This is a genomic window from Streptomyces sp. NPDC028298 (assembly GCF_055565895.1).
The window spans coordinates 631390-651706 of sequence record NZ_JBVHTL010000001.1 but is presented as its reverse complement, the minus strand read 5'-3'; the positions used below and the strand labels follow the sequence as shown (position 1 = coordinate 651706).

Below are 20317 nucleotides of genomic sequence, written 5' to 3'. Positions count from 1 at the left end.
GAGGTGAAGCCGTGCGGCTGCTGATCATGTCCGACACCCACCTGCCCAAGCGGGCCCGGGAACTGCCCGCCGCGCTGCTCGCCGAGCTCCCGGCGGCCGACGTCGTCATCCACGCGGGGGACTGGGTCGACACCGCGACCCTCGACCTGCTGGAGGCCCGGGCCCGGCGGGTCGTCGGGGTGTACGGCAACAACGACGGCCCGGACCTGCGGGCCCGGCTCCCCGAGGTCGCCCGTGCCGAGCTGGGCGGTCTGCGCTTCGGCGTCGTCCACGAGACCGGTTCCGCGGAGGGCCGCGAACAGCGCTGCGCGCACCGCTTTCCCGGCCTCGACGTCCTGGTCTTCGGCCACAGCCACATCCCCTGGGACAGCACCGCGCCCACCGGGCTGCGCCTGCTCAACCCCGGCTCCCCGACCGACCGGCGCCGCCAGCCGTACTGCACGTACATGACGGCGACGGCGACCGAGGGCCGGCTCACCGAACTGACCCTGCACCGGCTGCCCCCGCGTACGGGCTGATTCGGGCGCCGCCCGGCTCAGCGTGGGTGGATGGCCCCGCCCCTGACCGTCAGGGGCAGCCCGCTGCCGCCCCAGCGCGACGCGATGATCTCCGCGGCTACGGACACGGCCACCTCCTCAGGTGTACGGGCTCCGAGGTCGAGCCCGACGGGGGAGTGCAGCCGGGACAGCTCCTGCTCCGGGACGCCGGCCGCGCGCAGCCGCCCCAGGCGGTCGTCGTGGGTGCGGCGGCTGCCCATCGCCCCGATGTACGCGGCCGGGCGGCGCAGCGCCTCCTCCAGCAGGGGCACGTCGAACTTGGGGTCGTGCGTCAGGACGCAGATCACCGTGCGCTCGTCGGTCGTCGTGGCGCTCAGGTAGTGGTGCGGCCAGTCCACGACCACCTCGACCGCCGCCGGGAAGCGTTCGGCGGTGGCGAACACCGGACGGGCGTCGCACACCGTGACCCGGTAGCCGAGGAAGGAGCCGATGCGGGCCACGGCGGACGCGTAGTCGATCGCGCCGAAGACGAGCATGCGCGGGGGCGGCGCGAAGGAGTGCAGGAACACGGTGACGGCGTCCTCGCGCCGCTCACCGTGCGGCCCGTAGTGCCGACACCCGGTCGCACCCTGAGCCAGCTCCCCCCAGGCATCGGCGACCACGGCGACATCCAGCCCCTCGGCCCCGAGCGACCCGAGGACTTCGACGACGGGGTCCACCGGCCCGGGCGGGGCGGAGACTGCACCGTGGGGGCCCGCGGAGCCCGGTGTGCTGTCGGGTCCCGTCGCGGCGGGTGGGTCGTCCGGGGCGGTGGAGGGGTTGGGACCGGGCGTGCCCTCCGGAGCACCGGAGGGCGTCGGGCCGACGGGCACGGGCTCCTCGGGGCGGACGGCCAGTGTCGCGCCCCGTGGTGCCGGGCCGTCCAGGACCGTCGCCAGCGTCACCGGGCGGCCCGCCGCCACCGACTCGGCCACCGCGCCGAAGGCGGGATCGTCGGCCGGCGACACCCGCCGGACCAGCAGGGTGATCTCCCCGCCGCAGGTGAGGCCGACGGCGAAGGCGTCCTCGTCGCTGTACCCGAACGTCTCCAGGCGCGCCTCGCCCGAGGCGATCACCTCCCGGGCCAGTTCGAAGACCGCGCCCTCGACACAGCCGCCGGACACACTGCCCACGACCTCGTCCCCGGGCCCCACCGCCATGGCCGCGCCCGGGTCGCGGGGCGCGCTGTCGCCGACCGCGACCACCGTGGCCAGTCCGAACGGCGAGCCCGCCGCGTACCAGGCGCGGAGCGCCGGGAGGATGTCACGCATCGCCCGCTCCTCTCGCCGTGGCCACGCCCTCTCGGGTCACCTTCCAGGATCCGCCCCGCGGCTGGATTTCGTTGAGCGTTAATACGTTGCCGTCCCGGCGGGCCGCCTGCTGCACTGGCGGGAACGTGTTCACCGGGACCGAGGAGCAGCACATGCGAGCACCGTTCATGTCCACCCAGGAAGGAATCACTCTCATCTCAAAGGACATGACACCCGGTGCATATGCTCAACCTGGGAATCCTGGCGCACGTAGACGCCGGTAAGACGAGCCTGACCGAGCGGCTGCTGCACACGGTCGGGGTCATCGACGAGATCGGCAGCGTCGACGACGGGAACACCCGGACCGACTTCCTCGCGCTGGAGCGGCAGCGCGGCATCACGATCAAATCCGCCGTCGTCTCCTTCGCGATCGACGACCTCACCGTCAACCTGATCGACACCCCCGGTCACCCGGACTTCATCGCCGAGGTGGAACGGGTCCTCGGCGTGCTCGACGGCGTCGTCCTCGTCGTCTCGGCCGTGGAGGGCGTGCAGGCGCAGACCCGCGTGCTGATGCGGACGCTCCAGCGGCTGCGCATCCCCACGCTGATCTTCGTGAACAAGATCGACCGACGCGGAGCCCGGCACGAGGAGATCCTCGCCAAGATCTCCGAACGTCTCACCCCGGCGATCGTCCCCATGGGCGAGCCCGGCGGACTGGGCACGCGGGCCGCGTCCTTCGCCCCCTACTCCGCCGACCGGCTGCGACCGCACCTCCTCGACCCCCTCGCCGGGCAGGACGAGGAGCTGTTCGCCGCGTACGTCGAGGACGGGGTGTCGTACGAGCGTCTGCGCGCCGCGCTCGTACGGCAGACCGGGCAGGCCCTGGTGCACCCGGTGTTCTTCGGATCGGCCATGACCGGCGCGGGCGTCACCGAGCTGATCGCCGGTGTCCGGGAGCTGCTGCCCGTGGCGCGGGCGGACGCCGACGGGCCGCTGTCGGGCACCGTCTTCAAGGTCGAACGCGGAGCGGCCGGCGAGAAGATCGCGTACGCGCGGATGTTCTCGGGAACCCTGCGCACCCGCGACCGGCTCACCCTGCGCGACGGCGAGGAGGGGAAGGTCACCGCGATCAGCGTCTTCGACCAGGGCGCGGCGGTCCGCGAGGCGTCCGTGAGCGCGGGACGCATCGGCAAGCTGTGGGGACTGGGCGCCGTCCGGATCGGCGACACCATCGGCGAGGCGCCGCACTCGCCGACCGGGGAACACCACTTCGCCCCGCCGACCCTGGAGACCGTCGTCACCCCCGGCCGCCCGGCCGACAAGGGCGCGCTGCACACGGCGCTCACCCAACTCGCCGAGCAGGACCCGCTCATCGGTCTGCGGCACGACGAACTGCGCGGGGAGATCTCCGTGTCGCTCTACGGCGAGGTCCAGAAGGAGGTCCTCCAGGCGACCCTGGCCGACGAGTTCGGCGTCGACGTCCTGTTCCGCGAGACCACCCCGCTCTGTGTCGAACGGCCCCTGGGCGCCGGCGCGGCGGTCGAGTTCAACAAGAAGGACCCCAATCCGTTCCTGGCCACCGTCGGCCTGCGCGTCGAGCCGGCGCCGATCGGCTCGGGCGTGGAGTTCCGGCTGGAGGTCGAACTCGGATCGATGCCGTACGCGTTCTTCAAGGCGGTCGAGGACACCGTCGCGGACACGCTGGGACAGGGGCTGCACGGCTGGCAGGTCACCGACTGCGTCGTCACCATGACGCACTCGGGCTACTCGCCGCGCCAGAGCCATGCCCACCAGGGCTTCGACAAGAGTATGTCCAGCACGGGCGCCGACTTCAGGGGTCTGACCCCGCTGGTGCTGACCGCCGCCCTGCGCGGGGCCGGGACCCAGGTGTACGAGCCGATGCACCAGTTCCGTCTGGAGGTGCCCGCGGACACCCTCGGCGCCGTGCTGCCCCTGCTGGCCCGGCAGCGTGCCGTGCCGCGGACCACCCGGATCCACGGCTCCTCGTGCGTGCTGGAGGGGATCCTCCCGGTGGTGCGGGCGCACGAGCTGGAGCAGCAGCTCCCGGGCCCGACGCGAGGAGAGGGCGAGCTCGAATGCGCCTTCGACCACTACGCGCCGGTGGCCCGGGACGTGATCCCGGACCGTCCCCGGACCGATCTGAACCCGCTGGACCGCAAGGAGTATCTGCTGAACCTGACGCGCAGGGTGGGAGGTTGAACCGCCGGACGGCGGGGCTCACGGGCGCGGCGCGAGGCCGGGAGAAACCGGAAACTTACTCATGAGTCAGAGGTGTTGACGGCCTCCGGCACCCGCAGGACTGTTGTGAGCATGCCAAGATTACGTGCGCGTCTGTTCGGCGTCCTCGTACTCCTCACCGGATTCCTCACGGCGGCGGGCACCCGGCCCGCCGCCGCGGACGGACTCCCCGACTCCCTCTGGTTCGACCAGCCGGCCGCCGCCGCTCTCACGGTCGCGAACGGCCGCTTCACCGACGGCCTCGGCCGTGAGGTCGTGCTGCGCGGCTACAACGTCTCCGGCGAGACCAAACTGGAGGAGAACGGCGGACTGCCCTTCGCGTCGGTCGCCGACGCGACGAAGTCCGCGGCGGCGCTGCGCGCCCTGGGCGGCGGCAACTCCGTGCGCTTCCTGCTCTCCTGGGCGCACGCCGAACCGGTCCGCGGCCAGGTCGACACCGTCTATCTCGCCGCGGCCACGGACCAGATGCGCGCCTTCCTCGACGCGGGCGTCCGTGTCTTCCCCGACTTCCACCAGGACCTCTACTCCCGCCACCTCTTCAACGCGGGAAGCTGGTACTCGGGCGACGGCGCCCCCAAGTGGGCGGTGACCGCGGGCGGTTACCCGCAGGAGTCCTGCGGCATCTGCCTGTTCTGGGGCCAGAACATCACCCAGAACAACGCCGTCAAGGCCGCGCAGTACGACTTCTGGCACAACTCCTACGGGCTCCAGGACGCCTTCCTCACCACGGCCGAGGCCACGATGACGTACGTCCGCCGGCACCTCACCACGGCCGAGTTCGCGGGTGTCGCCGGCTTCGACCCGTACAACGAGCCGTACGCGGGCAGTTACGAGTCGGGCCGGACGAGCCGTACCTGGGAGCGCGACCTGCTCTGGCCGTTCTACGGGAGGTTCCGGGCCCGCATGGACGCGGCCGGCTGGCAGGACAAGCCCGCCTTCGTGGAACCGAACCTCTTCTGGAACGCCAACATCTCCTCCCAGAAGCAGGAGGGCGGACTGCTCGACGCGGGCACCCTCGGTCCGCGCTATGTGTTCAACACCCATTTCTACGACCAGAAGGCCATCTCGGGCATCCTCATGTGGGGCAAGGCGTCGGACGGCCAGTACGCGAGCGACTTCGCGGCCGTCCGGGACCGGGCCTCGGCCGCCGGGACCGCGGCCGTCGTCAGCGAGTTCGGCCATCCGCTCTCCGGCACGGTCTCGGACAAGGCCCCGACGGTCGACAAGGCGATGTACCAGGCCCTCGACTCCCGTCTGACCGGCGCCGGCTGGTGGACCGGGACGGCGTCCTCGGGAGCGGTCCTGTCCGGCACCCAGTGGCAGTGGGACATCTACAGCGGCCGGCACCACGAGCTGATGAACGACAACCCGGACAAGGTTCGGGCCTCGGGCGACGCCTGGAACGACGAGGACCTCTCCGCCGTGCGCCTCGACGACTCGGGAACGGCCGTCCTGCGCCAGGACGCCCGGCTTCTGGACCGCCTGTACCCCGGCGCCACCGCGGGCTCCACCCTCGCCTTCACCTACGAGGACCGCTCCCGCGACGGCTCCACCACGCTGACCTGGAACCCGGTGCCCTCGACCCTTCCCCAGGTCTCCCAACTGGTGGGAACCGGTCAGTACGGAGTGCTCGTCTGGCGCTCCGACGGCGGGTCCGCTCCGACCGAGCTCCATCTGCCGGCCTCGTTCCCCGCCTCGGCCACGACGGTGGTCTCCGACCTCGGCGCTCTGGTGTCCCCGCCCGCCTACACCACGACGACGCCCGTGGCCGTGGCTCCCGAGCCGGGCGGGGCGGGAAGCAGACGCCTCCTGCTCACCGCGTCCGGCCCGGGAACCGTGCACTACGCGCTGGTCACGAACGGGGCCACCGCTCCGTCCGCCGCCCTGCTGAACGGGGCCCGGACCGAACTCGCCGCCTGGGCCGCCGCGCGATTCGGCTGAGCACCGGTCAACTGCTGCCCGGCCCTGTCCAGTTCGCCTCGACGTGGCCGAGCCTGACCCGCTGGGGATGGTCGCCGACCGGCACCGACACCGTCTTCCGCCCGGTGGCGAAGTCGATGGCGGTGACCTGGTCGGCACCGCTCTCGGAGACGACACAGTCCTTGCCGTCGCCGCTCACGGTCGCCCAGTACGGCTTGGAGGCGGGGATCAGCGGCCCCTCCTGGAGGGTCGCGCGGTCGACGACCGTCGCGTAGTCGTCCATGGTCCCCGCGACGCACAGCGCGGTGCCCGACGGGTTCATCGAAATGCCGTGGTGGCGCGAGTCGTTGACCCATGTCGTGCGGTCGCTGCTCGTCGCGGGGTTCTTCGGGAGGGTCTTCACCCGGGTGATCCTGTCGGTGGCCACGTCGTACTCCAGGAAGCCGTTGAAGAACGAGACCTGGAAGTACAGCTTGGACTCGTCCGGCGAGAAGACGGCCGGGCGCACGGCGTCGGAGTAGTCCCTGAGGCCGATGGCGTCGAGGCGCTGGCGCATGTCGATCACCTTCACCTGCTTGAAGGTGGCCGCGTCGACGACGGTGATCTTCCGGTCGCCCTTCGTCCAGTCCAGCCAGGGCTCGTCGAGAGCGGTGGTCACGTCGCCGATCGCCATGTTCCAGATGTACTTGCCGTCGTGGGTGAAGATGTTCTCGTGCGGTTTGTCGCCGGTGGCGAACGACCCGAGTTGCCTGCCGGTCGTGATGTCGAGCACGTGCACGGTGTTCGCGGTGGAGGCCGACACCGCGACCCGGGTGCCGTCCGGCGACACGGCCATGTGGTCGGAGCGGTAACCCGACACGGCGAAACGCCAGTTGATCCGTCCGGTGGCGAGGTCGATCGAGACCACGTCGGCGAAGCTCGGGCGCGAGACCACCACCGACCGTCCGTCGGGCGTGGAGTACATGTCGTCGACGAACTGGTCGTGCCCCTCGCCGACGCCGTTGCGGATGCCCATGAAGTAGGCCCACTTGATGGGGTCGGCGTTGATCGCCGCCATCCGTTCGGCCTTGTCCGGGATGACGTCGACCCGGCCGACCTTCGCGAAGTCGCCGGTGGACTTGATGACGTCCGCGGTGCCTTCCCAGTTGTTCCCGACGAACATCACCTCGCGCAGATCGGAGGTGCCGGCCTGGGCGGCGGCCGCGGACGCGGCGGTCGCCGTGCCGCCGAGGGTCAGCGTGAGGGCCGCGGCGAGCGTGCAGAGGTGTCTGGCTCTGAGCACGGACATGGAGGGTCCCTGTCGTAGTGGGGGAGTGCGGGTCGGTGGACCGGGAGCGCGTGCTGTGCGTGCGCGACGTCAGAATGACGCGATCATGACAAGATGCAATCTGAACACGCGTGCTTTCAAAGTGTGCTTACTGGAAAGTAAGGACTGGGGGAGCCTCTTCACAAGGGGCGGTGCACGAGAAAATCGCCGAAGGGGCGAACGCCGGCTCGGGCCAGGGGAGGAACGCGTGGACGGCAGGGTGAGACGGCCCACCGGCCGGTACGGCGGCCGGACGGCGGAGGAGCGGCAGGCGGAGCGCCGCCGTCGCTTCCTCGACGCGGGGCTGGAACTGTTCGGCGCCGGGCCCGGCTACCGGTCCACGACCGTGGCGGCCCTCAGCGAGGCGGCGGGACTGTCCACGCGCCAGTTCTACGAGGCGTTCCGCAGCCTCGAGGACGTCCTGGCGGTCCTCCATCTCCAGGTCAACGACTGGGCCGAGCGGGCCGCCCTGGACGCGCTCGCCGAGGCCCGCGACCTGCCGCTCGCCGAGCGCGCCACCGCCCTCTTCCGCGCCTACGCGGCGAACGTGACGAGTGATCCGCGCCGTATCCGCATCACCTTCGTGGAGATCATCGGCGTGAGCGCGCGGCTGGAGGAGCAGCGGCTCGCCCGCCGGGCCCGGTGGGTGGAGTTCATCTGCGGGGAGGCGGCCGGAGCCGTGGCCCGCGGGGAGGCGGCGCCGCGCGACTACCGGCTGGCCGCCACCGCCTTCATCGGCAGCGTGAACGGCCTGCTGCACGACTGGAACGCCGGCTGGGTGGACGCGACCCTGGACGAGGTGGTGGAGGAACTGGTCCGCCAGCTCCTGGCGATCCTGCGGCCCGCGGGATGGGTCACGGACGGCGCCCCGGGCTCGTAGACAGCCGGGGCGGGGCTCGTGGACAGCCGGGGCGGGGGGAGGCGGGGCCGAGGCGGGGCGGGTCCGCGGCCCTCAGGACCGTCCGGGGTGTTCGAGACGGGTGAGGGCCTCCGCGACCGGGGCCACCCCTTCCTCCGTGCGCAGATGTTCCGCCAGGCTTCGTGCGTTCCGGCGGTACGAGGGGTCCGTGGTCACCCGGACCAGGGCCGCCGCCAGCCGCTCGGCGCGCAGACGGCGGGGCGACAGGGTGCCCGGCGCGACCCCGAGAGCGACCAGCCGGGCCGCCCAGAAACCCTCGTCGAACTGGACCGGCACGGGCACGGCGGGGATCCCGGCCCGCAGCCCCGCCGCCGTCGTGCCGGCCCCGGCGTGGTGCACGACCGCTGCCATCCGGGGGAACAGCAGGGAGTGCGGCACCTCGTCGACGGTGAACATGTCCTCGCCGGTGGCGTGCAGCCCGCCCCACCCCCGCTGGATCACCCCGCGCAGCCCGGCGGCCCGCAGCGCGCGGACGATCTCGCCGCTCAGCCGCCCGGGATCGGGAACGGTCGCGCTGCCGAGGCCCACGAACACCGGAGCGGGGCCGGCGTCCAGGAAGTCCTCCAGCGCGGAGGGGAGCCGGGCGTCCTCGCTGACGTAGGGCCACCAGTAGCCGGAGACGTCGAGCCCGCGTCTCCAGTCCCGCGGCCGCGGCACGACGAGGGGGCTGAACCCGTGGTGCACCGGCCAGGCCCGCCGCTCGCGGGCCCGCCGGGCCGCGACGGTCCCCACGGGCGGCAGGCCGAGCTCCTTGCGCAGCTCCCGTACCGTCCGCGCGAAGACCCGCTCGACGGCGAGGTTCACCCCGTACCCCGCCGCCCGGTTGACCGCGGACCCCCAGGATCCGGCGGCGGCCACCGGTGGCGCGAACTCCCCGGTCGGCTCCAGTGGCTGAAGGTGCACTCCCATGCTGGGCAGGCCCAGCCCCTCCGCGACCGCGTATCCGAGCGGTCCCAGTGAACCGGACAGCAGCAGGACGTCGGCGCCGGAGGCGGCCGCGATCATGCCGTCGGTCAGCCGCCCGGCCAGCGACCGCGCCAGCCCGGCGAGCCGGACCACCTTCCCGGCGCCCGTGGCGCTGCGGTGGAGCCGCCGCCCCGGCCCGGACTCCAGCTCGGCCCGCGGATCGACGGGCAGCGGGTGGAACCCCACCCCCGAGCCCGGCACCAGACCGGCGAAACATCCGTGCGTCACCAGGGTCACCTCGTGCCCGGCCCGCACCAGGCCGTGCCCGAGTCCGGTGAACGGCGCCACGTCGCCCCGTGAACCCGCCGTCATGATCGCAACGCGCACGGGATCCAGTATGGCGAGTTTCGTACCCTGTGACCCGCTCCTAGCGCTGCCGGAAGCGACTCTCGGCAAACCGGCCATGGCGCAAAATTGCTCTGGCTCGCCATCATGGCGAATGATCGAATCGGCGCTCGAACAATTCAGTGGTGGGGGTGGACTGCGTGCGAGCGAAGTCGTACTTGGATCTGCACGGGGAGATGTCCGCGGACATCGACGCGGAGCGAAACGCGGCGCTCGACATGCTCGGCCCGGCGGCCGCGTCCGTCCGGGCCGCGGTCGCCGAACTCCTGGCTCACCGGACCTTCGCCTACCCCCACTCCGTTCTGCCGATGATCGTCCACGGAGTGGAGACGGGGGCGCCCGGACCGGCCGTCCCGCTGGCCGTCGTCCATGAACTGTGGTGGACCTCCGCGTGCTACCTGGACGACCTCGCCGACGGCCAGGCCGTCCTCGCCGCCGGCGCGCTCCGCGAGAGCGAGGCGCTGCTCGCCACCGTCATCAGCGGAATACCCCTTCCCCTGCTGGTCGTTCAGTCGCCCCGGATCCCGGAGGAGGCGCGCGGCCCGCTGTCGGCCGAGATCGTGCGGTGCTGGATCGGCGCGACCGAGGGGCAGTTGAGGGATCTTCGCGCCGACGTGGACGAGGTCACGTGCGACGCCGTCGTCACGGCGTACCTCGGGAAGTCCGGGGCGCCGTACAGCATGGTCACCGCCATGGCGGCGCGTCTGGCCGGCTGCTCGGACGAAAGGGTGGAACTCTGGCGGGAGTTCGGCAACGTCTTCGGCATCCTGTGGCAGCTCTTCAACGATCAGCAGGACATCCTGACCGGCCGCGACGAAGACCTCGCGAACGGCACGGTGACGTATCTCCTGGCCTGCGCGGTGGAGAACGCCGGGCCGGACTCGGCGGCCGACGTCCTCGGACTGCACGCCGCCGGACGCCACTCGCCCGAGGGACGGGAGGCGCTCACCGGCGTCCTGCTGGCGCCCGACGTGCTGCGCCGGTACGAGGAGGACATCAGCGCGTTCCGCGACCGGGCCCACCGTCTCCTGCGCGAACTCGGCGGCGACGCGGCCCATTCGGCGGTTCTGCGCGACTTCGTGGACCGGGCGTCCCCCATGCTGCTCCGGGCGCCGAGGCCCGTCGCCGGGGCGGTCACGACCCAGCTCTGACGGCGACGTTGCGGCCCTCGACGCCGACGGGTACGGGGCGGGCGTGACTCACCGCGGCCGGATGCGCAGCCTTCGGGGCGGACGAGGTGCCGGGGGGTGCTGCCGCGAACGCGCGGTCCGCAGCAGCGAGTCCAGCAGGGAGGCGGAGACCCGCAGGCCCGCCGCCCGGACCGCGGCCCGGCGGCGACGGTCCGGACGGGAACTGCCCATCGCGGCGCCCGCGGAGAAGGTCCAGGTCACACGAGACGTGACCTGGACCTTCGGCCAGTTCCTCCCTACTCGTCCCATGCCTGGACCAGTGTCTGTTCGATGATCTTGCCGTCGCGCAGCGACATCATCGACGTGCTCATCACCCGCACCCCGTCCGCGTACACGCACGTCTCGGTGTAGGCGACGTGATCGCCCTGGACGACGCACTGGTCCATCTTGTGCGTCATGTCCCGGCTGTAGACGTCGTCGAGCATCTCGGCGATCTCGGCGCGGCCGTGTTTGACCATCGGGTGACTGGGCTGGGTGTTGCGGTCGACGATGCGCAGTTCCGCGTCGTCCGCGTAGAGCGACAGGAGATCTGCCGCACTGTGTCCTTCAATGCCCCGGCGCAGCGCCTCGGTGTCGAAGGCGGGGGCTGCCGCTGTGCCCATGGGTGACCTCCTCAGGAAGGCGCGGACCGGCCACGAGCCGACCGCGAAGCGCCTCAGTATCGAGCGTCCTCCGCCTCGGGGCCCACGGCAAACGCAGACGCCCGATGCGCCTCTCGGGTGAGCGCGGGGACCGGGCCGTGTCCGTCCCGGGGCCGCGGCCGTTGCTCATTGCATGATCTCAACACGACGTATCGTCGCCGCCGTTGGTCTCGCCGTCGGCGTCACAGGGCTCGCCGCGCCGATGGCGACGGCCGCGGGCTCCGAAGCTCACGACACCGCGAAGCTGAGCCCCATGACCACGCTCGACTCCCTCGCGACGAGCGACATCCCCGCCGCGGCCCAGAGCCGGCTGCCCCGGCCCTCCAGCCAGCTCGGGGGACTGAACAGGCTGTACGAGCTGAACCAGCTCCACCAGGTGACCGACCTCGCCGCCCCCGTCACCGGCCTGCTCCCGGGCATCGAGGCCTAGGGCCTGCCGTTCGGGTCACGCGGCGGTACGCGGGGCAGGGGAGGCGTGGATCACCCCGCCTCCCCGCGTCCGCGTACCGCCGTACGGAACGCGATGGGGGCCTGCCCCGCGCGCTGGTGGAAGTACTTGGCGAAGTTCGTGGCGCTGGAGAAACCGAGCCGGTCGGCGATGCGGGCGGCGGCCAGGTCGGTGTGCGCGAGCAGCCGCTTGGCCTCCAGGATCACCCGGCGGTCGATGAACTCCTTGGCGCCGATCCCCGTCGATTCGAGGGCGGCCCGGGACAGGGTACGGGCGGAGTAGCCGAGGGTGAGGGCGTAGTCGTCCACCCGCCGGGTGCGGGCGAAGTCCCGCTCGACGGTCGCGCGGAATCGAAGAAAGGTTTCACTGGGCCCGGTGACTGGGGTGTCGGACCCCTCCAGATGGGCCAGGCGCAGGATCAGCACGTCCAGCAGATGACGCAGCACGGCACCGTGCGCGTCGCGCGGCAGCCGCCCGGGTGCCTGGAACTCGTGCTCCAGATGTTCGGTCGCCACACGCAACGAGGCGGCCGCACCGCCTTCCGGGGTGCGCAGCACGCGGCCGTGCGGATCGTCGAGCCGGGCCGCGCGGACGGTGGCCGCGCCGGGGAAGTCCCGTTCGAAGGCGATGAGCGTCCCCTCGGCCCGCGTGAGATCCCCCCACTGCAGGACCTGCCCGGGGCGGGTCCACAGCCAGGAGTCCCGCTCGACGTCGTGGGCGGTGAAGTCCACGGTCTGGCGCAGGGTGCCGGAGGCCAGGGTGAGCACCTGGTGGAAGCCGGGACGCTGCGGTACGCCGAGACCGGTGCCGTGGGCGCGGGTCCGGGCGCGCAGCGCGGCCAGCGAGATCACTTCCAGGCCGGCGGGTGGGCCGACGGGGGCCGCGGAGATGATCCCGGGGGCGGCCTGCCCGGCCGGGTATCGGTTTTTGACCATGATCAGTCGCCTGCGTATCCGGGTGGGACGTGCTCGCCGCCCGGTCGGGGCCGGCCGTGCGCGGACGACCGCCCCCGGGGCGGAAAGAAGGGCATCACCATAGAGGAGAGCCGGACCGTCGCCAAGGAAATCCCGCGGGCTTCTCCGCCGGAGGGTGGTGCCGGCGGGCCGGGCGTGCCGCCGACGCGTCGGCGTCCCCGCGGGCCGGGGCGCGGTCATGGAGCCGTGGTCACCGAGCCACGGTCATGGTGCGCGGCCATCGTTTCGCGGTGATGGTTTCGCGGTCACCCCGCGGTCGCGAGGAACTGGGTGGTGGCCAGTTCCGCGTAGAGGGCGTCCGCCGCGACGAGTTCGCGGTGCGTGCCCACGGCACGGACGCGGCCCGCGTCCATCACGACGATACGGTCGGCCGTCGTCACGGTGGACAGCCGGTGCGCGACGACCAGGACCGTGGTCGTACGGGCCACATCGGCGACCGTGTCGCGCAGCGCCGCCTCGTTGACCGCGTCGAGCTGCGAGGTGGCCTCGTCCAGGAGCAGCAGCCGGGGGCGGCGCAGCAGGGCCCGGGCGATGGCGACGCGCTGGCGCTCGCCGCCGGACAGCTTGGTGCCGCGATGCCCGACGAGGGTGTCCAGACCGTTCGGAAGCCGGGACACGAGCCCGTCGAGGCGCGTCGTCTTCAGCACCCGTGTCAGCTCGCCCTCCTCGGCCCCCGGGTTGCCGAGCAGGAGGTTGTCGCGCAGCGAGCCGGACAGCACCGGCGCGTCCTGCTCCACGTAGCCGATGACGGACCGGAGCCGGGGCAGCTCCCATTCCTCCAGCGGGCGGCCGTCCACGCTGATGACGCCCGCCTCGGGCTCGTAGAACCGCTCGATGAGCGAGAACACGGTGGTCTTGCCCGCGCCGGAGGGGCCGACGAACGCGGTCAGGCCCCGGGCCGGGACGGCGAACGTCACGCCGTGGTGCACGTACGGCAGATCGTCGGCGTAGCGGAAGCGGACGTCCTCGAAGGCGAGCGCCGCCGGTTCCGCGCCCGGCTCCGGCAGCGGTGCGGGCAGGGCGGCGGGTTCGGCGGGCAGCCGCAGCGCCTCCTGGATGCGGGCGAGCGCGGCGGCCCCCGTCTGGTACTGCGTGACCGCGCCGACCACCTGCTGGATCGGTGACATCAGATAGAACACGTACAGCAGGAAGGCGACCAGGGTGCCGACGTCGATGGCGCCGGTCGCGACCCGGGCGCCGCCCACCGCGAGGACCGTGATGAAGGCGACCTGCATCGCCAGCCCCGCCGTGTTGCCGGCGGCCGCCGACCACCGGGCCGCCCGCACGCTCTGCCGCCAGGACTCCTCGGCGGCCTCGTGGACGCCGCGCTCCTCACGGTGCTCGGCGCCCGACGCCTTGATCGTCCGCAGGGCGCCGAGGGTCCGCTCCAGCGAGGCCCCCATCACCCCGACGGCGTCCTGGGCCCGTCTGCTCGCCCGGTTGATGCGCGGCACGATCACACCGAGCACCGAACCCGCGCACAGCACCACCCCCAGCGTGACGCCGAGGAGCACCGGGTCGACCAGGCCCATCATGACCACCGTCGCGACGAGCGTGAGACCACCGGTGCCGAGTCCGACGAGGGAATCGGTCGTGACCTCGCGCAGCAGGGTCGTGTCGGAGGTGATGCGCGCCATCAGGTCGCCGGGCTCGCTGCGGTCCACGGCGGGTATGCGCAGCCGCAGCAGATACGAGGACAGAGCGCGCCGCGCGCCCAGCACCACCGACTCCGCGGTGCGCCGCAGGACGTACGAACCCAGCGCCCCCACCGCCGCGTTGGTCACCACCAGGGCCGCCATGCCGAGCAGGGCCCGTCCGATCGGGCGGTCGTGCGACAGATCGTCGATGAGCCCGCGCGCGACCAGGGGCAGCAGCAGACCGGTGGCCCCGGTCGCGAGTGCCAGCAGCGCGCCCCCGAACAGGGCCCGGCGGTGCGGTCGTACGTACCCGAGCAGCAGGCGCCACGCGGGCACCTCGGGCTCGGCCTCGGTCAGGCTCACGGCGCTCCTCGCGGGAGTGGGGGACGGAGCCCTCAGGCTACGTCGGCGGCCCGGGCGGGCCGGTCCCGACTGCCCCCGGTCGGCGCGGACTTCAGGACACGCGGTCCGCGAGGGCCGCGAGGGTGGCGTCCAGGTCCGCCGCACGAGGCCGGTTGTGCGGGAGCTTCGAGAGCAGCGCGGCCATCCCGCAGGTGTTCGTGAGCGCCGAGAGGACCAGGCCGCCCGCGACACCCGCGGAGAGCAACTGCCAGGCGGGGTGCAGGAGTCCGAGCGCGAGGCCGGTGAGGACGACGGTTCCGGCGGTGAACCGGACCTGGCGTTCCATGGACCAGCCGGCCCGCGCGGTGGTGGCCGGGCGGTGCAGTTCGTGCCCGCGCTCCGCCCAGGCGCCGGTGCCGCCGGTGAGCGTGGCCGCCGCCACCCCGTGCTCGGCCAGCAGGGCGCAGGCGTTCGCCGAGCGGTTGCCGGAGGCGCAGACGACGAGGAGTCCGGTGCGGGCGTTCCCGAGCACGGGCAGCGCGTGGCGGAGCCGGTCCAGCGGGACGTTCAGGGCGCCCGGCAGGTGGCCGGAGGCGTACTCGCCCGGGGTGCGGACGTCGATGACGGTCAGCTCGCCGAGGCGGCCGCGGGCCTGGTCGGCGTCGAGGGAGACGGGGGTGTTCATGCGGAGTGTCATCCTTGCTCTTCGGGGGTGCCCCGCGGGGGCGGAGTAAGATACCCCTAGGGGTATGGATTGAGGAGTCTTCGTGGAACTGGAACTCGCGGGTGACGAGCTGAAGTCGGTGCTGAACCGGCTGCGCCGGGCGCAGGGGCAGATCTCCGGGGTGATCCGGATGATCGAGGAGGGGCGGGACTGCGAGGACGTGGTCACCCAGCTCGCCGCCGCCTCCCGCGCCCTGGACCGGGCCGGTTTCGCGATCATCGCCACCGGGCTCCAGCAGTGCCTGACCGACGTGGAGAAGGGCGCGAGGAACGGCGAGGACAGCGACCAGATGCGGGCCCGGCTGGAGAAGCTCTTCCTGTCGCTCGCCTGAGCCTCACAGCACGACGTCCAGGAACATCAGCGCGGCCACCGCCAGCAAAGCCCAGGCGAAGATCCGCTGAAGCGTGCCGCCGGAGAGCCGGGCCGCGAGCCGTTTGCCGTCCCACGCGCCGAGGACGGCGGCTCCGGCGAACGGCGCGACGACCGCCCAGTCGACACTGTGCGCCGTTCCCGCCCGGGCGAGCAGCGCGGCGAGCGAGTTCGCCGTGATCACCAGCAGGCTGGTGCCGACGGCGGCCCGCATCCGCAGACCCACGACGTTCACCAGGGCCGGTACGGCGAGGAAGCCGCCGCCCACCCCCAGCACGCCGGTCACCGCGCCGAGGCCCGCGCCGGTTCCGGTGATCCGGCCGGTCCCCGCGGGCGTGGACCCCGCGACCTCGGCCGACGGCCGCAGCATCCGCCACGCGGCGAGGCCCGCGATCAGCGCGAACGCGCCGGTCAGCACGGCCGGGGGCAGCAGTCCGGAGACCGCCCCGCCCAGTGCCGCGGGGATCAGCCCCGCCAGCGCGAACAGCGCTCCGGCCCGCCAGCGGACGGTGCCCTCCCGGGCGTGCGCCGACAGCGCGGTCGCCGAGGTGAGGGTGACGATGACCAGACTCGCGGTGGTGGCCGCCGACGGGGTGAAGCCGAGCAGATAGATCAGGGCGGGCACGGTCAGCACACTGCCACCGCCGCCCAGCGCCCCGAGCGCGAGCCCGGTCACGCCCCCGGCGAGGAGGGCGAGGATCAGAACACTCACGCGGCGGAGTCCTCGAACGCGACGGAGGCGGTGCCGGGGGCGGTAGGGGCTGTCGTGCCGGCCGGGTCCGAGGGGGCGGCGTGAGCGGCGGGAGCGGCGCCGTCGGAAGGACCGGCGGGGGAGGTGGGACCAGCCGGAGCCGCCGTGTCGCCGGAGGTGATCGGAGTGCCGGGAGCGTCGGGGCCGGTCCGGGCGCTTCGTGTCATCGGCAGGCCGGACGCCGCCGCCGCGGTGAAGGCGTCGTCGACGGCCACGACGTCCCGGCCCGTCGCGTCGAGCAGTGAGGCCGCGATGGCCGCCCGCATGCCTCCGGCGCAGTGCACCCAGACCGTCCCGGCGGGTATCTCGCCGAACCGGTCGCGCACCTCGTGGACGGGGATGTGTACCGACCCCGCGATGTGCCCGCCGGCCCGCTCGGAGTCGCGCCGTACGTCCAGGACCACGGTCTCGCCCGCCGCGTACACCTCGGCCAGTTCGGCGAAGACCGCGCGCCGGAAGGTGCGCGGCTGTTCCCCCGCGCGCAGCCAGTCGGCCGGCGAGCCCACGGCCACGGCGGCCGGACGGTCCACGCCGACCTGGACCAGTTCGCGCTGTGCGCGGGCGAGCTGCTCCGGAGACTCGGCGAGGAGGGTCACCGGCTTGCCCCAGGGCAGCAGCCAGGCCAGATGGACCGCGAGTTGGCCGTCCGCCTCGAAGTTGACCGCTCCGGCGACATGCCCGGCCGCGAACGCGAGCCGGCTGCGCAGGTCCACCACCCATTCCCCGGCCGCGAGCCGCGCGGCGATCTCCGCGGCGTCCGCGGGCGCGGGCGGGGTCAGGTCGACGGGGGCCGGGCCGCCGGCGTTGGCGGGGCCCATGTGGGCGTAGTACGCGGGAACGTCGTCGAGCCCGGCGAGCAGATCCGCGACGAAGGCGTCGACGTCCTTGACCAGGGCCTCGTTGCGGGCGCGCTCGCGCCCGACGGTGGTCGCGTCGCCGTCGGCGGTCCCGGCGGCGCAGAAGCTGCCGAAGCCGTGGGTGGGCAGGACGACGGTGTCGTCGGGCAGTTCCGCGGCGAGCCGGTGCGCGGAGGCGTGCTGCGCCCGGGCCAGTTCGCCGGTCAGCCGCGGCTCCACCAGGTCGGGCCGGCCGACCGTGCCGATGAGCAGCGAGCCGCCGGTGAAGGCCGCGACGGCGTGTCCGTCGTCCTTGAGGACGTACGAGGTGTGGTGCGGGGTGTGGCCGGGCGTGGCCAGCGCCTCCAGGGTCAGTCCGGCGTCCACCGGCACCGTGTCCCCGTCGGCGACCGGGACACGCTCGAACGCGACGCGGGCCCCGGCCGGGACCAGGTAGGCGGCCCCGGTGAGCCGGGCCAGCTCCAGACCGCCGCTCACGTAGTCGTTGTGCAGATGCGTCTCGACGACGTACTTGATCCGGACGCCCCGCCGGGCCGCGGCGGTGATCACCCGCTCGACGTCCCTGGGCGGATCGACGGCGACGGCGGTGTGGGGGCCGCCGGCCAGATAGCTCCGGTTGCCCAGGCCCGCCACCTCGATGGTGTCGACGAAGAACACGGCAGCACTCCTCTCTTCCGCGGGCAGCCCGAGGGCTTCGCGGCTCGGTGAAAATTACCCCCGGGGGTATATCCACCGTAACAGAGGTACCCCCGGGGGTATCCGAGCGTCCGTGGTGGGTGCGCCTGGGGCGCCGATCGGGGTGCGGGCGATCGGGGCGCGGGCGATCGGAGGCGCGGGCCGATCGGGAACGTGGGCGAGCGGGGCGCGGGCCGCGGGGCTCTGCCCGCTCCCGCCGGTGACCGTCCGTCGTACCGGAACCGGAGCCGCCGTGGCCCACCTGGCCTTCTACCGGCGGGTCACCCCGTAGGGTCGGTCGACGGAAGGTCCATCCAGCGAAGGGCTCACTCACATGGCGCAGGAAGTACGGGGCGTGATCGCACCGGGCAAGAACGAGCCGGTGCGCGTCGAGACGATCGTCGTGCCCGATCCGGGGCCGGGCGAGGCCGTCGTGAAGATCCAGGCCTGCGGGGTCTGCCACACGGACCTGCACTACAAGCAGGGCGGCATCAACGACGACTTCCCGTTCCTGCTCGGCCACGAGGCGGCCGGAATCGTGGAGTCGGTCGGCGCCGGTGTCACGGACGTGGCGCCCGGCGACTTCGTGATCCTCAACTGGCGCGCGGTGTGCGGACAGTGCCGTGCCTGCCTGCGCGGACGCCCCTGGTACTGCTTCGACACCCACAACGCGAAGCAGAAGATGACGCTCAAGGACGGCACCGAGCTGTCCCCGGCCCTCGGTATCGGCGCCTTCGCCGAGAAGACGCTGGTCGCGGCCGGACAGTGCACCAAGGTCGACCCGGCCGTCTCCCCGGCGGTCGCCGGACTGCTCGGCTGCGGAGTGATGGCCGGCATCGGCGCCGCCATCAACACCGGCAACGTCGGCCGGGGCGACACCGTCGCCGTCATCGGCTGCGGCGGAGTCGGCGACGCGGCGATCGCGGGCGCCCGGCTCGCCGGCGCGGCGAAGATCATCGCCGTGGACATCGACGACCGCAAGCTCACCACCGCCGAGAAGCTCGGCGCGACGCACACCGTCAACTCCCGGACCGCCGACCCCGTCGAGGCGATCCGCGAACTCACCGGCGGCTTCGGCGCCGACGTCGTCATCGAGGCGGTGGGCCGCCCGGAGACGTACACGCAGGCCTTCTACGCCCGCGACCTCGCCGGCACGGTCGTCCTCGTCGGCGTGCCCACCCCCGACATGAAGCTCGAACTCCCGCTGATCGACGTCTTCGGCCGCGGCGGCGCGCTCAAGTCGTCCTGGTACGGCGACTGTCTGCCCTCGCGCGACTTCCCGATGCTGATCGACCTGCACCTCCAAGGACGCCTGGACCTGGGCGCGTTCGTGAGCGAGACGATCGCCCTGGACGACATCGAGGCGGCCTTCGAGCGGATGCACCACGGCGACGTGCTGCGCTCGGTGGTGACGTTCTGATGACCGCGCGCATCGAACACCTCGTCACCTCGGGCACGTTCGAGCTCGACGGCGGCACCTGGGAGGTCGACAACAACGTCTGGATCGTGGGCGACGACCACGAGGCCGTCGTGATCGACGCCGCGCACGACGCCGACGCCATCGCGAAGGCGGTCGGCGACCGCCGGCTGCGCGGGATCGTGTGCACCCACGCCCACAACGACCACATCGACGCCGCCCCCGCCCTGGCCGAGCGCACCGGAGCCACCATCTGGCTCCATCCGGACGACCTTCCGCTGTGGAAGCTCACCCACCCGGACCGCATGCCCGACGCCTGGCTCCAGGACGGGCAGGTGATCGAGGCCGCGGGCACCGATCTGACCGTGCTGCACACCCCGGGCCACGCCCCCGGCGCGGTCTGCCTCTACGACCCGGGCCTCGGCACCCTCTTCTCCGGCGACACCCTCTTCCGGGGCGGCCCGGGGGCGACCGGCCGGTCCTACTCCCACTTCCCGACGATCGTCGAATCCATCCGCGACCGGCTGCTCACCCTGCCCGCCGACACGGTCGTCCGTACGGGACACGGCGAGACGACCACGATCGGAGCGGAGGCCCCGCACCTGGAGACGTGGATCGCCCGCGGCCACTGAACTGCCTCCACCGGCTCCACCATGTGGCCGCCCCGGATGCCCGTCCGTCTCCGCCGCGCGGCGGAACGGCGCGGACGCCACACCGATACCTGACAGAAGATGTCCGGCTTCCGCGAGACGCTCGGAGAAACCACGGGTGACCGCCCGTGGACGCCA

Annotated in this window: 18 protein-coding genes; 9 read left to right on the top strand and 9 right to left on the bottom strand. The window is 72.8% G+C overall.

Annotated elements, in window-relative coordinates:
• The first annotated feature begins 11 nt into the window (after positions 1 to 11).
• Positions 12 to 518, top strand: coding sequence for a metallophosphoesterase family protein (locus tag ACZ4TO_RS02995; protein WP_468023235.1), 507 nt, complete (start codon positions 12 to 14; stop codon positions 516 to 518).
• 17 nt (positions 519 to 535) lie between these two features.
• Here ACZ4TO_RS02995 and ACZ4TO_RS02990 read toward each other — a convergent pair whose 3' ends face one another.
• Entirely contained in the window at positions 536 to 1807 is a 1272-nt protein-coding gene (locus ACZ4TO_RS02990; RefSeq protein WP_468023234.1) for an XdhC family protein, read from the bottom strand.
• A gap of 216 nt (positions 1808 to 2023) precedes the next feature.
• Between ACZ4TO_RS02990 and ACZ4TO_RS02985 the strand changes: the two genes are divergently transcribed.
• Both ACZ4TO_RS02985 and ACZ4TO_RS02980 read left to right on the top strand, forming a co-directional pair.
• Positions 2024 to 4009: a GTP-binding protein gene (locus ACZ4TO_RS02985; RefSeq protein ID WP_468023233.1), complete on the top strand. Its 1986-nt coding sequence runs from the start codon at positions 2024 to 2026 to the stop codon at positions 4007 to 4009.
• A 111-nt stretch (positions 4010 to 4120) separates the two neighbouring features.
• Entirely contained in the window at positions 4121 to 5989 is a 1869-nt protein-coding gene (locus ACZ4TO_RS02980; RefSeq protein WP_468023232.1) for a glycoside hydrolase family 5 protein, read from the top strand.
• Positions 5990 to 5996: 7 nt separating this feature from the next.
• On the opposite strand, the gene ACZ4TO_RS02975 is transcribed toward ACZ4TO_RS02980, so the two are convergent.
• Positions 5997 to 7256, bottom strand: a complete 1260-nt coding sequence (locus tag ACZ4TO_RS02975; RefSeq protein WP_468023231.1) for a YncE family protein — start codon at positions 7254 to 7256, stop codon at positions 5997 to 5999.
• 226 nt (positions 7257 to 7482) lie between these two features.
• Here ACZ4TO_RS02975 and ACZ4TO_RS02970 point away from each other — a divergent pair, with 226 nt between their 5' ends.
• Positions 7483 to 8154, top strand: coding sequence for a TetR/AcrR family transcriptional regulator (locus ACZ4TO_RS02970; protein ID WP_382779770.1), 672 nt, complete (start codon positions 7483 to 7485; stop codon positions 8152 to 8154).
• 72 nt (positions 8155 to 8226) lie between these two features.
• On the opposite strand, the gene ACZ4TO_RS02965 is transcribed toward ACZ4TO_RS02970, so the two are convergent.
• Positions 8227 to 9471, bottom strand: coding sequence for a glycosyltransferase (locus tag ACZ4TO_RS02965; RefSeq protein ID WP_468023774.1), 1245 nt, complete (start codon positions 9469 to 9471; stop codon positions 8227 to 8229).
• 164 nt (positions 9472 to 9635) lie between these two features.
• Here ACZ4TO_RS02965 and ACZ4TO_RS02960 point away from each other — a divergent pair, with 164 nt between their 5' ends.
• Positions 9636 to 10655 (top strand): polyprenyl synthetase family protein, encoded by a 1020-nt coding sequence (locus ACZ4TO_RS02960; protein WP_468023230.1) that lies wholly within the window; start codon positions 9636 to 9638, stop codon positions 10653 to 10655.
• A 275-nt stretch (positions 10656 to 10930) separates the two neighbouring features.
• Here the strand turns inward: ACZ4TO_RS02960 and ACZ4TO_RS02955 are convergent, their stop codons facing one another.
• A complete protein-coding gene (locus ACZ4TO_RS02955) occupies positions 10931 to 11296 on the bottom strand; it encodes a nuclear transport factor 2 family protein (RefSeq protein WP_326783928.1) in 366 nt (121 codons plus the stop codon).
• 172 nt (positions 11297 to 11468) lie between these two features.
• Here ACZ4TO_RS02955 and ACZ4TO_RS02950 point away from each other — a divergent pair, with 172 nt between their 5' ends.
• Complete coding sequence (locus ACZ4TO_RS02950; RefSeq protein ID WP_468023229.1) at positions 11469 to 11765, top strand: hypothetical protein; 297 nt, start codon at positions 11469 to 11471, stop codon at positions 11763 to 11765.
• A gap of 50 nt (positions 11766 to 11815) precedes the next feature.
• On the opposite strand, the gene ACZ4TO_RS02945 is transcribed toward ACZ4TO_RS02950, so the two are convergent.
• The 3 genes from ACZ4TO_RS02945 to ACZ4TO_RS02935 form a co-directional block, all read right to left on the bottom strand.
• The gene (locus ACZ4TO_RS02945; protein ID WP_468023228.1) at positions 11816 to 12718 is read right to left on the bottom strand and encodes a helix-turn-helix transcriptional regulator; all 903 of its coding nucleotides are present in this window, start codon (positions 12716 to 12718) and stop codon (positions 11816 to 11818) included.
• 284 nt (positions 12719 to 13002) lie between these two features.
• On the bottom strand, positions 13003 to 14757 hold the full coding sequence (locus tag ACZ4TO_RS02940) for an ABC transporter ATP-binding protein (RefSeq protein ID WP_382779782.1): 1755 nt from the start codon (positions 14755 to 14757) through the stop codon (positions 13003 to 13005).
• A 91-nt stretch (positions 14758 to 14848) separates the two neighbouring features.
• Positions 14849 to 15421 carry a rhodanese-like domain-containing protein gene (locus ACZ4TO_RS02935; RefSeq protein WP_468023227.1) on the bottom strand — a complete coding sequence of 191 codons (573 nt, stop codon included), beginning with the start codon at positions 15419 to 15421 and terminating at the stop codon, positions 14849 to 14851.
• 82 nt (positions 15422 to 15503) lie between these two features.
• Between ACZ4TO_RS02935 and ACZ4TO_RS02930 the strand changes: the two genes are divergently transcribed.
• Complete coding sequence (locus tag ACZ4TO_RS02930) at positions 15504 to 15791, top strand: metal-sensitive transcriptional regulator (RefSeq protein WP_369486316.1); 288 nt, start codon at positions 15504 to 15506, stop codon at positions 15789 to 15791.
• Positions 15792 to 15794: 3 nt separating this feature from the next.
• On the opposite strand, the gene ACZ4TO_RS02925 is transcribed toward ACZ4TO_RS02930, so the two are convergent.
• On the bottom strand, positions 15795 to 16541 hold the full coding sequence (locus ACZ4TO_RS02925) for a sulfite exporter TauE/SafE family protein (RefSeq protein ID WP_382779791.1): 747 nt from the start codon (positions 16539 to 16541) through the stop codon (positions 15795 to 15797).
• Positions 16538 to 18094 carry a rhodanese-like domain-containing protein gene (locus ACZ4TO_RS02920; protein WP_468023226.1) on the bottom strand — a complete coding sequence of 519 codons (1557 nt, stop codon included), beginning with the start codon at positions 18092 to 18094 and terminating at the stop codon, positions 16538 to 16540. Before ACZ4TO_RS02920 ends, ACZ4TO_RS02925 begins: the two co-directional genes overlap by 4 nt.
• 352 nt (positions 18095 to 18446) lie before the next feature.
• On the opposite strand from ACZ4TO_RS02920, the gene ACZ4TO_RS02915 reads away from it, so the two are divergent.
• Both ACZ4TO_RS02915 and ACZ4TO_RS02910 read left to right on the top strand, forming a co-directional pair.
• Positions 18447 to 19532 (top strand): S-(hydroxymethyl)mycothiol dehydrogenase, encoded by a 1086-nt coding sequence (locus tag ACZ4TO_RS02915; protein WP_385038448.1) that lies wholly within the window; start codon positions 18447 to 18449, stop codon positions 19530 to 19532.
• Positions 19532 to 20161, top strand: a complete 630-nt coding sequence (locus tag ACZ4TO_RS02910) for an MBL fold metallo-hydrolase (RefSeq protein ID WP_382779799.1) — start codon at positions 19532 to 19534, stop codon at positions 20159 to 20161. The genes ACZ4TO_RS02915 and ACZ4TO_RS02910 overlap by 1 nt, the downstream gene beginning before the upstream one ends.
• Positions 20162 to 20317: the final 156 nt, after the last annotated feature.